The sequence below is a fragment of the Pseudomonas sp. Sample_21 genome (genome assembly GCF_004307525.1).
GTDB classification, from domain to species: Bacteria; Pseudomonadota; Gammaproteobacteria; order Pseudomonadales; family Pseudomonadaceae; genus Aquipseudomonas; species Aquipseudomonas atacamensis.
The window spans coordinates 43920-58570 of record NZ_RCNZ01000115.1; the positions used below are offsets into that span (position 1 = coordinate 43920).

At 60.0% G+C, this 14651-nt stretch carries 16 protein-coding genes; 6 read left to right on the plus strand and 10 right to left on the minus strand.

Annotated features, from left to right (window positions below; genetic code table 11):
- Positions 1–586: 586 nt before the first annotated feature.
- From infA to aat, 3 genes are all read right to left on the minus strand, one after another.
- The gene (infA, locus tag D8U71_RS22115; protein ID WP_002553999.1) at positions 587–805 is read right to left on the minus strand and encodes a translation initiation factor IF-1; all 219 of its coding nucleotides are present in this window, start codon (positions 803–805) and stop codon (positions 587–589) included.
- Positions 806–917: 112 nt separating this feature from the next.
- On the minus strand, positions 918–1625 hold the full coding sequence (locus D8U71_RS22120) for an arginyltransferase (RefSeq protein WP_110600808.1): 708 nt from the start codon (positions 1623–1625) through the stop codon (positions 918–920).
- Positions 1626–1683: 58 nt separating this feature from the next.
- Entirely contained in the window at positions 1684–2364 is a 681-nt protein-coding gene (gene aat / locus D8U71_RS22125) for a leucyl/phenylalanyl-tRNA--protein transferase (protein ID WP_076563519.1), read from the minus strand.
- A 522-nt stretch (positions 2365–2886) separates the two neighbouring features.
- Here aat and ftsK point away from each other — a divergent pair.
- From ftsK to cysG, 6 genes are all read left to right on the plus strand, one after another.
- The gene (gene ftsK / locus D8U71_RS22130; RefSeq protein ID WP_041477069.1) at positions 2887–5295 is read left to right on the plus strand and encodes a DNA translocase FtsK; all 2409 of its coding nucleotides are present in this window, start codon (positions 2887–2889) and stop codon (positions 5293–5295) included.
- Positions 5296–5362: 67 nt separating this feature from the next.
- On the plus strand, positions 5363–5983 hold the full coding sequence (lolA, locus tag D8U71_RS22135) for an outer membrane lipoprotein chaperone LolA (RefSeq protein WP_016775262.1): 621 nt from the start codon (positions 5363–5365) through the stop codon (positions 5981–5983).
- A 195-nt stretch (positions 5984–6178) separates the two neighbouring features.
- Positions 6179–7501: a replication-associated recombination protein A gene (locus D8U71_RS22140; protein WP_051600478.1), complete on the plus strand. Its 1323-nt coding sequence runs from the start codon at positions 6179–6181 to the stop codon at positions 7499–7501.
- A complete protein-coding gene (crcB, locus tag D8U71_RS22145) occupies positions 7501–7875 on the plus strand; it encodes a fluoride efflux transporter CrcB (protein WP_123442126.1) in 375 nt (124 codons plus the stop codon). The genes D8U71_RS22140 and crcB overlap by 1 nt, the downstream gene beginning before the upstream one ends.
- Before the next feature lie 15 nt (positions 7876–7890).
- On the plus strand, positions 7891–9171 hold the full coding sequence (gene serS, locus D8U71_RS22150) for a serine--tRNA ligase (RefSeq protein ID WP_024013408.1): 1281 nt from the start codon (positions 7891–7893) through the stop codon (positions 9169–9171).
- Complete coding sequence (gene cysG / locus D8U71_RS22155; protein WP_024013407.1) at positions 9172–10566, plus strand: siroheme synthase CysG; 1395 nt, start codon at positions 9172–9174, stop codon at positions 10564–10566. It abuts the gene before it with no gap.
- Positions 10567–10682: 116 nt separating this feature from the next.
- Here the strand turns inward: cysG and D8U71_RS22160 are convergent, their stop codons facing one another.
- The 7 genes from D8U71_RS22160 to D8U71_RS22195 form a co-directional block, all read right to left on the minus strand.
- Positions 10683–11684 (minus strand): glutathione S-transferase family protein, encoded by a 1002-nt coding sequence (locus D8U71_RS22160; RefSeq protein ID WP_130888677.1) that lies wholly within the window; start codon positions 11682–11684, stop codon positions 10683–10685.
- Positions 11685–11775: 91 nt separating this feature from the next.
- Positions 11776–12777 carry a glycosyl transferase family protein gene (locus D8U71_RS22165; protein WP_024013405.1) on the minus strand — a complete coding sequence of 334 codons (1002 nt, stop codon included), beginning with the start codon at positions 12775–12777 and terminating at the stop codon, positions 11776–11778.
- On the minus strand, positions 12774–13109 hold the full coding sequence (locus tag D8U71_RS22170) for a TusE/DsrC/DsvC family sulfur relay protein (protein WP_016770652.1): 336 nt from the start codon (positions 13107–13109) through the stop codon (positions 12774–12776). The genes D8U71_RS22165 and D8U71_RS22170 overlap by 4 nt, the downstream gene beginning before the upstream one ends.
- On the minus strand, positions 13106–13399 hold the full coding sequence (gene tusB / locus D8U71_RS22175; protein WP_130888678.1) for a sulfurtransferase complex subunit TusB: 294 nt from the start codon (positions 13397–13399) through the stop codon (positions 13106–13108). The genes D8U71_RS22170 and tusB overlap by 4 nt, the downstream gene beginning before the upstream one ends.
- Positions 13399–13755 (minus strand): sulfurtransferase complex subunit TusC, encoded by a 357-nt coding sequence (gene tusC, locus D8U71_RS22180; RefSeq protein WP_130888679.1) that lies wholly within the window; start codon positions 13753–13755, stop codon positions 13399–13401. The genes tusB and tusC overlap by 1 nt, the downstream gene beginning before the upstream one ends.
- Before the next feature lie 2 nt (positions 13756–13757).
- A complete protein-coding gene (gene tusD, locus D8U71_RS22185; protein ID WP_122691927.1) occupies positions 13758–14150 on the minus strand; it encodes a sulfurtransferase complex subunit TusD in 393 nt (130 codons plus the stop codon).
- Positions 14151–14315: 165 nt separating this feature from the next.
- Positions 14316–14645, minus strand: coding sequence for a DUF6388 family protein (locus tag D8U71_RS22195; protein WP_073471290.1), 330 nt, complete (start codon positions 14643–14645; stop codon positions 14316–14318).
- Between the last annotated feature and the right edge of the window lie 6 nt (positions 14646–14651).

Genomic DNA, 14651 nt, shown 5'->3' on the forward strand with positions numbered 1-14651 from the left:
GGCGCCTTTTTGTTGTCCAGTGTTTTTGGGCTTTGGGTGTATATCCGTTGCTGCGGTAATGGCTTATTAAGGTTTCGCCCTTACGGCGAGTCACCTTTTTCAAGCGCCAAAAAGGTAACCCAAAACGCTTGCTCCTACGTTCGGCCCTCGCAGGCTCGGGTTCCTTCGCTCCGGAACTGATCCGGGCGCAGCGGCTACGGTTTGCTTCGCTGCACCTCCTTCCGCTGTGTCTGGCTGCGCCAGACGGTCGCTACGCTCCCACCCCCGGATCAATCCCTCCGCTCAGCCTTCCGACGTCGCCGGTGGATCAAGATCAAAAAGCACTCGAGCTTGCGCTCATTGTTGAGTGGGGCGGCTTTGCCGCGGGCAGCTGCGCTGCTTGCTTTTCTGTGGGAGCGAGCCTGCTCGCGAAGGCGGCCCGCAGGTCAACCCGTTTCTGTCTAATACGCGCGATCCAATCGTAGGGGCTGCCGAAGGCTGCGATCTTTTGATTTGCATGCTGTAAGCGCGAAACCGCCAGCCCCAAAACCTCAAAACGCAGACACAAAAACGCCCGGCATTACCCGGGCGTTCTGTATTGACTTGATTAACGAGCGCGGTAAGTGATCCGCCCTTTGCTCAAGTCATAGGGCGTCAGCTCGACGCGCACTTTGTCACCGGTAAGAATACGAATGTAGTTCTTGCGCATCTTGCCGGAAATATGCGCGGTTACGACGTGCCCATTTTCCAACTCCACACGAAACATGGTGTTGGGCAGGGTGTCGACGACAGTGCCTTCCATTTCGAAGCTGTCTTCTTTCGACATGCAGTAAAGCCCTCGGTATCCAATGAATGGCCCGGTGCAACTGCGCCAGGCAAAAGCGGCGTGCATTGTGCCCGAAAAATGGTGTTTACGCCAAGGGGTTTAGGCCGCAGGTTCAGTTCAGGATGACCCAGCGCTGATTGATCAGCAATTCGATGGGCCGATATTGCGTCTTGTAATTCATCTTTTTGCAGTTCTTGATCCAGTAACCCAGGTACACGGCCTCAAGGCCCAGACGCTGGCTCTCGGCGATTTGCCAGAGAATTGCGTAACGGCCGAGGCTGCGGCGTTCTTCGTTCGGTTCGTAGAAGGTGTACACCGCCGACAACCCGTTAGGCAGCAAATCGGTGACTGCTACCGCGAGCAACCGTCCGTCGAGTCGAAATTCGTAGAAGCGCGAGAAGGGCAGGTCACGCACCAGGAACGTCGAGAACTGATCACGGCTTGGCGGGTACATGTCGCCGTCGGCATGGCGCTGTTCGATATAGCGCTGGTACAGGTCGAAATATTCTTCGCTGAAGTGCGGTTTGACCGGTTGCACTTGCAGGTCGGTGTTGCGTTTGTAGATACGCTTCTGCTGGCGATTGGCGATGAACTGGGCGGAAGGAATGCGCGCAGGCACGCACGCATTGCAATTCTGGCAATGCGGCCGGTACAGATGATCGCCGCTGCGACGAAAGCCCATTTCCGACAGGTCTGCGTAGACATGCACATCCATGGGCTGACTCGGGTCGAGAAACAGCGTCGTGGCCTGCTCCTCGGGCAGATAACTGCAAGAGTGGGGCTGAGTGGCATAAAACTTCAAACGCGCCAACTCGGTCATGAATCAACCCTCGGGATAAGCTGGTGGATTAAGTGTAAGCCACCTGCGCAAAAGTCGCTCAGCAAACCCAGGTCGCCGAATTCGGTTGGTCGAGATGGCGTTGCAGATAGTCGGCGAATTCGCCGCGCGGAATGGATCGTGCACCGAGGCTGTGCAGGTGATCGGTCGGCATCTGGCAATCGATCAGCACAAACCCGGCGGCTTTCAAATGCTGGACCAGCGTGGCAAAGCCGTATTTGGACGCGTTGTCGGCACGGCTGAACATCGACTCGCCAAAAAACAGTTGGCCCATTGCCAGGCCATACAGGCCGCCGACCAGCTGTCCCTCGTCCCAGACCTCAACCGAATGAGCGAAACCGCGCCGATGCAATTCTACGTAAGCATCCTGCATGGCCTCGGTGATCCAGGTGCCGTCGGCGTAGTCACGCGGGGCAGCGCAGGCGCGGATGACGGCGTCGAAATCCTGATCGAAAGTCACTTGATAGCGTTGCTTGCGCAGCAGCTTTCCGAGACTGCGCGAGACGTGCAGTTCGTCGGGAAACAGCACGGTGCGAGGGTCTGGCGACCACCAGAGAATGGGTTGGCCTTCGGAGAACCAGGGAAAGCAGCCATGGCGATAGGCCTGGATCAGGCGGTCGGCGGACAGATCGCCGCCGGCGGCGAGCAATCCGTTCGGCTCGCGCATGGCTTTTTCCAGTGGCGGAAAGGTCAGGGAATTACGTTGTAACCAAGTCAGCATGGCATCCAGGCTTGCAGAAGGGGAGGGCGGTCAGGGGGCGTGCAGGCCCCGCGAAAGAGTTTGCCGCGAAACGGCGCCGCTGTCCTGCACAGTTGTCTGGTGCAGCGAGCATTGAGCTGCAACTTGATGTGTCGCCCGTGGTCGTAAGCGTCGCCGTGTCGATGCTGTTGAGCATTCCTGTGAGCCCGATCCGGCCAGGTTCGCTACGTTCATCAAATACAGCTCATAAGCCTTTGTCACAAAAGGCAATGCATGCTCCAATTGCAAGGCACTGCGTGTGCGATTGGCTATGCTCAAGGCTGGGGTCTGAAACATGGCGTCGGGCGCACAAACCCGTACAATGCCGGGTTGTGACGGCCTTTTCGCTGCGCACAGTGTTTATGGCTGTGTTTATAAAACCAGTGGCACAGTGTTAAAAGTAGTCCCAGTTGAGCTTTTCACCTTTTTTACCTGCCTGGATTGGGCAGTTTTTTATCGTCATTCAATAGATGGACGCGCCTCGGGCGCAGGAAAAGAAGCGTTTTGAAGAAGACCACCGAAGCACCCAAAACAGTCGTTCCGCTCTGGCGCCAGCAACTGCACTACCGGCTCAAGGAAGGTGCATTGATCGCCATCGGCGCCTTGTGCCTGTTCCTGATGATGGCTTTGCTGACTTACGGCAAGGACGACCCGGGCTGGAGCCATAACAGCAAGATCGACGATGTGCAGAACTTCGGCGGCCCGGCCGGCTCGTACAGCGCCGATATCCTGTTCATGGTGCTCGGCTACTTCGCCTATATTTTTCCGTTGCTGCTGGCGGTCAAGGCGTACCAGATCTTCCGTCAACGCCACGAACCATGGCAGTGGAGCGGCTGGCTGTTTTCCTGGCGCCTGATCGGTCTGGTGTTCCTCGTGCTCTCCGGTGCTGCGCTGGCGCACATTCATTTCCATGCCGCGACCGGTCTGCCGGCCGGCGCTGGCGGTGCCCTGGGCGAAAGCCTTGGCGATCTGGCGAAGAATGCGCTGAACATTCAAGGCAGCACGCTGCTGTTCATCGCGCTGTTCCTGTTCGGCCTGACCGTATTCACCGACCTGTCGTGGTTCAAGGTGATGGACGTCACCGGCAAGATCACCCTCGATCTGTTCGAACTGTTCCAAGGCGCGCTCAACCGCTGGTGGTCGGCGCGCACCGAGCGCAAGCAACTGGTCGCGCAACTGCGTGAGGTTGATGACCGCGTCCACGATGTGGTCGCACCGACTGTCACCGACAAGCGTGAACAGGCCAAGGTCAAGGAACGCCTGATCGAGCGTGAGCAAGCGCTGAGCAAGCACATGTCCGACCGCGAGAAGCAGGTGCCACCGGTGATCGCGCCGGCACCGGCCAAGGCCCCAGAACCGAGCAAGCGCGTACAGAAAGAGAAGCAGGCGCCGTTGTTCGTCGACAGCGCGGTCGAAGGCACCTTGCCGCCGATCTCCATTCTTGATCCTGCGGAAAAGAAACAGCTCAACTATTCGCCTGAATCCTTGGCAGCGGTCGGCCACTTGCTGGAAATCAAGCTCAAGGAATTCGGCGTCGAAGTCACCGTTGACTCTATCCACCCGGGCCCGGTGATTACCCGTTACGAAATCCAGCCCGCCGCCGGGGTAAAAGTCAGCCGTATCGCCAACTTGGCGAAAGACCTGGCGCGTTCGCTGGCGGTGACCAGTGTGCGGGTCGTCGAGGTGATTCCGGGCAAGACCACCGTCGGTATCGAGATTCCCAACGAAGACCGCCAGATCGTGCGTTTCTCCGAGGTGCTGTCGACCCCCGAGTACGACAACTTCAAATCGCCGGTCACCCTGGCGCTCGGTCATGACATCGGCGGCAAGCCGGTCATCACTGACCTGGCGAAGATGCCGCACTTGCTGGTGGCCGGTACCACCGGTTCCGGTAAGTCGGTGGGCGTGAACGCGATGATCCTGTCGATCCTGTTCAAGTCCGGGCCTGACGACGCCAAGCTGATCATGATCGACCCGAAAATGCTTGAGCTGTCGATCTACGAAGGCATTCCGCACCTGCTCTGTCCGGTTGTGACCGACATGAAGGACGCTGCCAACGCCTTGCGCTGGAGCGTTGCCGAGATGGAGCGTCGCTACAAACTGATGGCGAAAATGGGCGTGCGTAACCTGTCCGGCTTCAACGCCAAGGTCAAGGAAGCCCAGGATGCCGGCGAGCCGTTGAGCGATCCGCTGTACAAGCGCGAAAGCATTCATGACGAAGCGCCGCTGCTGCAGAAACTGCCTACCATCGTCGTAGTGGTGGACGAATTCGCCGACATGATGATGATCGTCGGCAAGAAGGTTGAAGAACTGATCGCCCGTATTGCGCAAAAGGCGCGTGCGGCAGGGATTCACTTGATTCTCGCGACCCAGCGCCCGTCGGTGGACGTGATCACCGGTCTGATCAAGGCCAACATCCCGACCCGTATGGCGTTTCAGGTATCGAGCAAGATCGACTCGCGGACCATCATCGATCAGGGTGGCGCCGAGCAACTGCTCGGTCACGGTGACATGCTCTACATGCCGCCGGGCACCAGTCTGCCGATCCGCGTCCACGGCGCATTCGTCTCCGACGATGAGGTTCACCGCGTGGTCGAAGCGTGGAAGCTGCGCGGCGCGCCGGAATACAACGACGATATCCTCAACGGTGTCGAAGAGGCAGGCAGCGGCTTTGAAGGCAGTAGCGGTGGTGGTGACGGTGATGATCCGGAAGCCGACGCGCTGTATGACGAAGCGGTGCAGTTCGTCCTCGAAAGCCGTCGCGCGTCGATTTCCGCTGTGCAGCGCAAGCTGAAGATCGGCTACAACCGCGCCGCGCGGATGATCGAGGCGATGGAGATGGCCGGCGTTGTTACCTCAATGAACACTAACGGTTCGCGTGAAGTCCTGGCCCCGGGCCCGGTACGCGACTGAAACGCAACGACGCGGGTGGCGCAATGACGCGTCACTCGCTCTCCCACGATTATTCAAGAGGACTCTCATGCGCCTTATCCGCATGCTGTTGCCAGTACTGGCGCTGACCACACTCACGGCCCACGCCGATGAAAAGGACGTGGCGCGTCTGACCCAATTGCTCGAAACATCGAAAACCCTGTCGGCGAACTTTTCGCAGTTGACCCTCGACGGCACCGGCACCCAGTTGCAAGAAACCACCGGCAACATGACCCTGCAGCGTCCGGGTCTGTTCTACTGGCACACCAACGCGCCGGCCGAGCAGACCATGGTCTCCGATGGCAAGAAAGTCACCTTGTGGGACCCGGACCTGGAACAGGCGACCATCAAGAAGCTCGACGAGCGTCTGACCCAGACGCCGGCGCTGCTGCTGTCCGGCGATGTCTCGAAGATCAGCCAGAGCTTCGATATCAGCGCGAAAGAGGCGGGCGGCGTGATCGACTTCACTCTCAAGCCGAAAACCAAGGACACCCTGTTCGACAACCTGCGCCTGTCGTTCCGTAACGGTCTGCTCAATGACATGCAACTGATCGACAGTGTCGGCCAGCGCACCAATATCCTGTTTACCGGGGTCAAGGCCAACGAAGCGGTGCCAGCGTCGAAATTCAAATTCGACATTCCCAAGGGTGCCGACGTTATCCAGGAATAAACACCAGCCTTTTGTGTCAGGGCCTTTGTGGTGAGGGCCTGCTATTGAGGGGCTATTGTGGCGAGGGGATTTAACCCCGTCCGGCTGCGCAGCAGTCGTCGCTTTTGGGGCCGCTTCGCAGCCCAACGTGGATAAATCCCCTCACCACAGGTTCTTCAGCAGATTTCAGAAAATCAGAGGTTTCAACGCTACGTGATGGATCTGTTTCGCAGTGCACCGATTGCCCAACCCTTGGCCGCGCGTTTGCGTGCGGCCAATCTGGATGAGTACGTCGGTCAGGAACACGTGCTCGCTCGCGGCAAGCCTCTGCGTGAGGCGCTGGAGCAGGGCGCGCTGCATTCGATGATTTTCTGGGGGCCGCCGGGCGTGGGCAAGACCACCCTGGCGCGCTTGCTCGCAGAAGTCTCCGATGCGCACTTCGAAACGGTTTCGGCGGTGCTCGCCGGGGTCAAGGAAATCCGCCAGGCCGTTGAAATCGCCAAGCAGCAGGCCGGCCAGTACGGCAAGCGCACGATCCTGTTTGTCGATGAAGTGCACCGCTTCAACAAGTCGCAGCAGGACGCGTTTCTGCCCTACGTTGAAGACGGCACGCTGATCTTCATCGGCGCCACCACTGAAAACCCTTCGTTCGAACTCAACAACGCCCTGTTGTCGCGTGCCCGCGTCTACGTGCTGAAAAGCCTCGACGAGGCGGCGCTGCGCAAACTGGTGCACCGCGCACTCACCGAAGAGCGCGGGCTGGGCAAGCGCAACCTGACCCTGAGCGATGAAGGCTTCCAGATGCTGCTGTCGGCCGCCGATGGCGATGGCCGGCGTCTGCTCAATCTGCTGGAAAACGCCTCCGATCTGGCCGAAGACAACAGCGAAATCGGCATCGAGCTGCTGCAAAGCCTGCTCGGCGACACCCGTCGACGTTTCGACAAGGGCGGTGAAGCGTTTTACGACCAGATCTCGGCCTTGCACAAATCGGTGCGCGGCTCCAACCCTGACGGCGCGTTGTACTGGTTTGCGCGGATGATCGACGGCGGCTGCGATCCGCTTTATCTGGCCCGCCGCGTGGTGCGCATGGCCAGCGAAGACATCGGCAATGCCGATCCGCGTGCGCTGAGCCTGTGCCTGGCGGCGTGGGAAGTGCAGGAGCGTCTCGGCAGCCCCGAGGGCGAATTGGCAGTCGCCCAGGCCATTACTTATCTGGCCTGCGCACCGAAAAGCAATGCGGTGTACATGGGCTTCAAAACCGCGCTGCGCGCAGCGGCTGAGAACGGCTCGCTGGAAGTCCCGCTGCATTTGCGCAATGCACCGACCAAGCTGATGAAGCAATTGGGTTATGGCGACGAATACCGCTACGCCCACGACGAGCCGGACGCCTATGCCGCCGGCGAAGACTATTTTCCGGAAGAACTCGAGCCGATTCCGTTCTATCAGCCAGTGCCCCGTGGCCTGGAGTTGAAGATCGGCGAGAAGCTCAATCACCTCGCTCAGCTCGATCGTCTGAGCCCTCGGCAGCGGAGAAAATAGTGCTTCCATTGATCCTTGCAGTGTCGGTCGGCGGTGTTGCCGGCACCTTGTTGCGCTTCGCCACCGGTAATTGGGTCAGCGCCAATTGGCCGCGGCACTTCTATACCGCGACGCTGGCCGTTAATATCGTGGGCTGCCTGCTGATTGGCGTGTTGTACGGCCTGTTTCTGATACGCCCGGAGGTGCCGATCGAAGTGCGCGCCGGGTTGATGGTCGGCTTCCTCGGGGGGCTGACGACTTTTTCATCCTTTTCACTGGATACGGTGCGCCTGCTGGAAAGCGGGCAAGTGTTGCTGGCCCTGGGCTATGCCGCACTCAGCGTATTCGGCGGGCTGCTCGCGACGTGGGCCGGCCTGTCCCTGACCAAACTTTGATAACGAGAAACCGACATGCTCGATTCCAAACTGTTACGTAGCAACCTTCAGGACGTAGCGGACCGCCTGGCTTCCCGTGGCTTTGCCCTGGACACCGCGCGCATCGAAGCGCTGGAAGAACAGCGCAAGACCGTCCAGACCCGCACTGAAGCACTGCAGGCTGAGCGTAACGCGCGTTCCAAATCCATCGGGCAGGCCAAGCAGCGTGGCGAAGACATCGCGCCGCTGATGGCGGACGTCGAGCGCATGGCGGGCGAGCTGAGCGCTGGCAAGGTCGAGCTGGATGCGATCCAGACCGAACTCGATTCGATCCTGCTCGGTATCCCGAACCTGCCGCACGAGTCGGTTCCGGTCGGCAAGGACGAAGACGACAACGTCGAAGTGCGCCGCTGGGGCACGCCGACTCAGTTCGATTTCGAAGTCAAAGACCACGTTGCCCTCGGCGAAAAGTTCGGCTGGCTGGACTTTGAAACCGCCGCCAAGCTGTCCGGCGCGCGCTTTGCGCTGTTGCGTGGCCCGATCGCGCGGCTGCATCGCGCACTGGCGCAGTTCATGATCAACCTGCATGTCACCGAACATGGCTACGAAGAGGCTTACACGCCTTATCTGGTTCAGGCTCCGGCGCTGCAAGGCACCGGCCAGTTGCCAAAGTTCGAAGAGGATCTGTTCAAGATCGCCCGCGAAGGCGAAGCCGATCTGTACCTGATCCCGACTGCCGAAGTGTCGCTGACCAACATCGTTGCCGGCGAAATCGTCGATTCGAAACTGCTGCCGATCAAGTTCGTCGCCCATACCCCATGCTTCCGCAGCGAAGCCGGTGCGTCGGGCCGCGACACGCGTGGCATGATCCGCCAGCACCAGTTCGACAAAGTCGAAATGGTCCAGATCGTCGAGCCATCGCAATCGATGGAAGCGCTGGAAGGCCTGACCGCCAACGCCGAAAAGGTTCTGCAACTGCTCGGTCTGCCTTACCGCACCCTGGCGCTGTGCACCGGCGACATGGGCTTCAGCGCGGTCAAGACCTATGACCTGGAAGTGTGGATTCCGAGCCAGGACAAGTACCGCGAAATCTCCTCGTGCTCCAACTGCGGTGACTTCCAGGCGCGGCGCATGCAGGCGCGTTTCCGCAACCCGGAAACCGGCAAGCCCGAGCTGGTGCACACCTTGAACGGTTCCGGCCTGGCGGTCGGTCGTACTCTGGTTGCCGTGCTGGAAAACTACCAGCAGGCCGACGGTTCGATCCGCGTGCCGGACGTGCTCAAGCCGTACATGGGTGGCCTCGAGGTCATCGGCTAAATGAAATATCTGCCGCTGTTTCACAACCTGCGCGGCAGTCGTGTGTTGGTTGTCGGTGGGGGGGAAATTGCCTTGCGCAAATCCCGCCTGCTGGCCGATGCCGGTGCGCTGCTGCGGGTGGTCGCACCTGAAATCGAAACGCAACTGGCTGAACTGGTCGCTACCAGCGGCGGTGAATGCCTGTTGCGCGGTTACGCCGAAACGGATCTGGACGGTTGCGGGCTGATCATTGCCGCTACCGACGACGAAACGCTCAACGCGCAAGTCTCCACCGACGCCCACCGCCGTTGCGTGCCGGTTAACGTGGTCGATGCGCCGGCCTTGTGCAGCGTGATCTTCCCGGCGATCGTCGATCGCTCGCCGTTGATTATCGCCGTGTCCAGCGGCGGCGATGCGCCGGTACTGGCGCGCCTGATCCGCGCGAAAATCGAAACCTGGATTCCTTCGACTTACGGTCAGTTGGCTGGATTGGCTGCGCGTTTTCGCCATCAGGTGAAAAACCTGTTTCCGGATGTTCAGCAACGTCGCGGCTTCTGGGAAGACGTTTTCCAGGGCCCGATTGCCGATCGTCAACTGGCCGGGCAGGGCGCTGAAGCCGAGCGCCTGTTGCAGGCCAAGGTCGATGGCGAGCCCATGGTCACCACTGGCGAGGTTTATCTGGTCGGTGCCGGCCCGGGTGATCCGGATCTGTTGACCTTCCGCGCGCTGCGTCTGATGCAGCAAGCCGATGTGGTGCTCTATGACCGCCTGGTGGCGCCGGCAATTCTTGAGTTGTGCCGTCGCGATGCCGAGCGGGTGTATGTCGGCAAGCGTCGCTCCGAACACGCCGTGCCGCAGGATCAGATCAACCAGCAACTGGTCGATCTGGCCAAGGCCGGCAAGCGCGTGGTGCGGTTGAAGGGTGGCGATCCGTTTATCTTCGGCCGCGGTGGCGAAGAGATCGAAGAACTCGCGGCCCACGGTATTCCATTCCAGGTGGTCCCCGGCATTACCGCGGCCAGCGGTTGCGCTGCTTATGCGGGGATTCCGCTGACCCACCGTGACCATGCGCAGTCCGTGCGGTTTGTCACTGGCCACTTGAAGGATGGTTCCACCGATCTGCCATGGGCCGATCTTGTCGCCCCGGCGCAGACGCTGGTGTTTTACATGGGCCTGGTGGGTTTGCCGATCATCTGTGAACAGTTGATCAAGCATGGTCGCGCGGCGGATACCCCGGCGGCGTTGATTCAGCAGGGCACTACAGTCAATCAGCGGGTTTTCACCGGCACGCTGGCGGATCTTCCGCGAATGGTGGCGGAGCATGAAGTGCATGCACCGACCTTGGTGATCGTCGGCGAAGTGGTACAACTTCGCGAGAAGCTGGCGTGGTTTGAAGGGGCGCAGGCGCAGGTCTAAACACCGCGTCGTTCCCTTCGCGAGCAGGCTCGCTCCCACATTGGATCTGTGTCATGCACAAATCCGGTGTGGGAGCGAGCCTGCTCGCGAACGGGGTCTCGAAAACACCGAGCTAATCAACCCCGGCGCCAAACCCCTTTCCCGATCAACCGCTCGCGATCATGCGCTACGCTGAAATCCTGCTGCGGCCCCTTCGGCACCACGCCGGTCGGGTTGATGGTCTTGTGGCTGCCATAGTAGTGATGCTTGATGTGCTGGAAATCCACGGTTTCGGCAATTCCCGACCACTGATACATCTCGCGCAGCCAGTTCGACAGGTTCGGGTAATCGGCAATCCGCCTAAGGTTGCACTTGAAGTGCCCGTGATACACCGCGTCAAAGCGAACCATCGTGGTAAACAGGCGCACGTCGGCCTCGGTCAGGTATTCCCCGCTCAGGTAGCGATTGGCACCCAGCAGTTGCTCCAGATGATCCAGTTCGGCGAATACTTCATCGAACGCCTGTTCGTATGCCTGTTGCGAGGTGGCGAATCCGGCACGATAGACACCGTTGTTCACCGCCGGGTAGATCCGCTCGTTCAGCGCATCGATCTCGTTGCGTAGCGGCGCCGGATAAAAGTCCAGATCGTTACCAGTGAGCCCGTCGAAGGCGCTGTTGAACATGCGGATGATTTCCGCCGATTCATTGCTGACAATGCGCTTGAGTTTCTTGTCCCACAGCACTGGCACCGTCACGCGCCCGGTGTAATCAGGCGTGTCAGCGGTGTAGCGCTGATGCATGAAGTCGAAGCCATCGAGTTTGTCGCCGGTCGAGCCGAGCGCTTTGTCGAAAGTCCAGCCGTTCTCCAGCATCAGCCAGCTGACCACCGACACGTCGATCAGACTTTCCAGCCCTTTGAGTTTGCGCAGGATCAGCGTGCGATGCGCCCAAGGGCAGGCGAGGGAAACATAGAGGTGATAGCGCCCGGCTTCGGCAGTGAAACCGCCTTCACCGCTGGGGCCTGGCTGACCGTCGGCGGTCACCCAGTTGCGGCGTTGCGCTTGTTCGCGCTGGAACGCGCCGTCCTTGCTGCTTTCGTACCACTTGTCCTGCCAGTGGCCGTCGACGAGTAAACCCATGATCAAGACTCCCAAAACCAATATTCGTTGGAGTCGAGTCTATTCCGATGAGTTCGAACAAAAAGCGCAAAGATCGGGCGCTAATGATCGGTTAGATCGATGTGTTGCGCGCCGCCCAGTACTGTTCTGCGGTTGCGAAGGCCTGTTCGCGATTCTGACCGAGACCGCGCAGGGCGAGGGCCATGGTCGCAATCAAGGCCATTTGCGGGTAACTGTCGACCACATCGCCACGCCACACGGCTTTCAAGTGCTCGATGTCCAGCGAGGCGGGTTTGACGTGGCGCTGCGCTGACAGCTGCGGCCATTCTTCGTCCCAGCTCTGACCGCCGCTGGTGCCATAAAGGTGGCTGGTGGCGTCGGGGTTGATCTCGATTTCACCGCCATCGCCCTTGACCACAATTGCCGTGTCGCCGAGCAAGCCGCTGGCATCGCGATGCACCGCCTGATAGCCCGGGTGGAAAATGCTTTGCAGGCCACAACGTGCGCCGAGCGGATTGAGAATCCGCGCCAGCGAGTGGATCGGCGACCGCAGGCCCAGGGTATTGCGCAGGTCGATCATCTTTTGCAACTGTGGCGCCCAGTCCACCAGCGGCATAAACGCCAGGCCGCCGTTGTCCAGTGCCGCGCCGACCTGCTGCCAATTGCGGCACAGGGGAATGTTCAGTTCGCCCAGCAGTTGTTCGCTGTACAGACGCCCGGCCGTGTGCGCGCCGCCGCCATGCATGAAGATGCGTACGCCGTTTTGCGCCAGGCACTTGGCCGCCAGCAGATACCACGGCAGGTGGCGTTTTTTGCCGGCGTAGGTCGGCCAGTCCAGGTCGACATTCAATGCGGGCGCGTGCAAGCGTGCGCGCAGGGCTTCGGTGAAACCGGCCATTTCCTCGGCACTTTCTTCCTTGTGCCGCAGCAACATCAGGAAGGCACCCAGTTGCGTATCTTCGACCTTGTCATCGAGCACCATGCCCATGGCCTCGCGGGCTTCCTCGCGCGTCAGGTCGCGGGCGCCGCGCTTGCCCTTGCCGAGAATGCGCACGAATTGCGCGAACGGGTGCTCGGCAGGCGTTTCGAGGGTCAATGCTGGAAAGTCGTTCATAGGCAATTCGTCGGTTTGGGCAGGCCCGCCAGTTTCGCGGCGAGTTTGGCAGGGGTGCCTTTGAACAGTCGGTTCAGGTGCAGGCTGTTGCCTTTGTCGGCGCCGAGTTTCAACGCGGTGTACTTGATCAGCGGACGCGTGGCCGGCGATAGCTGGAATTCGGCGTAGAAGCTACGCAGAAGCTCAAGGACTTCCCAGTGTTCGGGCGTCAACTCGATGTCTTCGGCGGCGGCGAGGGCGCTGGCGACTTCAGCCGACCAGTCGCTGAGGTCAACGAGAAAGCCGTCCTTGTCCAGTTCGATGGCGCGGGCGCCGACGGTCATTGAATTCATAGCCAGCTGTTGACCTTGGCGTGATGGATCGACAGTTCGACGAAGGCCGGGTAGTCAATGGCCTCGGCCCAGTCTGGAACCTCGATCGCACGCGCCTGTGCGTCCTCAACCAATACGAACAGATTGATTGGTCGCTCTTGCAGAGCAGCGAACGGCGCAGTGTCCGGTTGCATCGCATACACCGCATCGCCGGACAACAACACAGCGTCGGCGCTGCCGAGCAGGCGCAGACAACTGCTCAGACGATCGTCGCCGAACGGGGAATGAGACAACACATGCAAAGTCGACATCAGAGGGTGATCACCTGATCGTAACGGTCAATAAGGGCGGTGATGTGTTCAGCAGCAAGCGGCTGCGCTTCGTCCAGCGACAGGTTGCCAAGACCGCGAGCATTGGCGCTTTCGGCGCAATAGAACAGCTCTTCGACACCAAACATCGGCAGCGCCTGCAGATTGGCGCTGAGGTCTTTCTGCTGCACGGCCTTGGCGTTCTGCCCGGCGGCCAATTGCAGCACGCCGTCATCGAGAAACAGCAAACCGATCGGTAGATCGAAGGCGCCACCGGCGAGCACGATATCCAGCGCTTCCCGCGCGCCGGGGCCGGACCAAGGCGATTGGCGGCTGATGATCAACAGCGATTTGGCCATGTTCAAGCGCCTCCGAAACAGATGAGCCGATCAGCGTCCTGCACGGCGTCGTGCAATTGACCCAGACCGGACAATTCCCACGGCGTGCTGAGCGAAATCGCTTCACGCTGGTAACGCTTGGCTTCTTCTTCGTTCAACACACCACGGCGCAGAGCGGCGGCGATGCAGACCACGCCGTCGAGTTGCTTTTCGTTGATAAAGGCGCGCCATTGCTTGGGCACGTCCAGTTCATCCTGCGGGGTCACCACCGCATCGGAGGCGTTGAACACGCCGTCCTGATAGAAGAACAGCCGAACAATCTCATGGCCGCCGGCCAGCGCGGCCTGGGCAAACAGCAAGGCACGGCGCGAGGAGGGCGCATGGGCGGCGGAAAACAGCGCGATGGCGAACTTCATGATGGACTCGATCAGCGAAACTGCGGCCATGATAAAGCTTTATTGCGCGTGCCGCGAAACCCGAGTTTTGCGCAGATACCTTTATAGGAGCTGCCGAAGGCTGCGATCTTTTGTTCTTGAAGAGCAAAATCAAAAGATCGCAGCCTTCGGCAGCTCCTACATCGATTACGGGGTGATGCCGTAAAGCTCGCAATACTCGATCCAGCCCATCCCCGCCATTTCCGCCACTTCCCGATGCACTTCCAGCCGTTGCGCCTGATATTCCTCGGGCGAAGCAGCGGTCAACTGCAACGTCAGCTCCCAGGCGAACAACCTCTGTCTCTCCGCTTCTTCCTCAAACGCCTCATGCAAGCGTTCTTCGCGATACTGCGCCTGGGTTTCGCCCTTGGCCTGAGCCAGCAGCGGGTTGAGATGGTCGAGGGTTTCACGTAGTTCGGGTCGCGCATCGAGAAACAGTTTCAAAGCCTGTTCATGTCGCTGGTCGCTAGGCGCCATGTAATT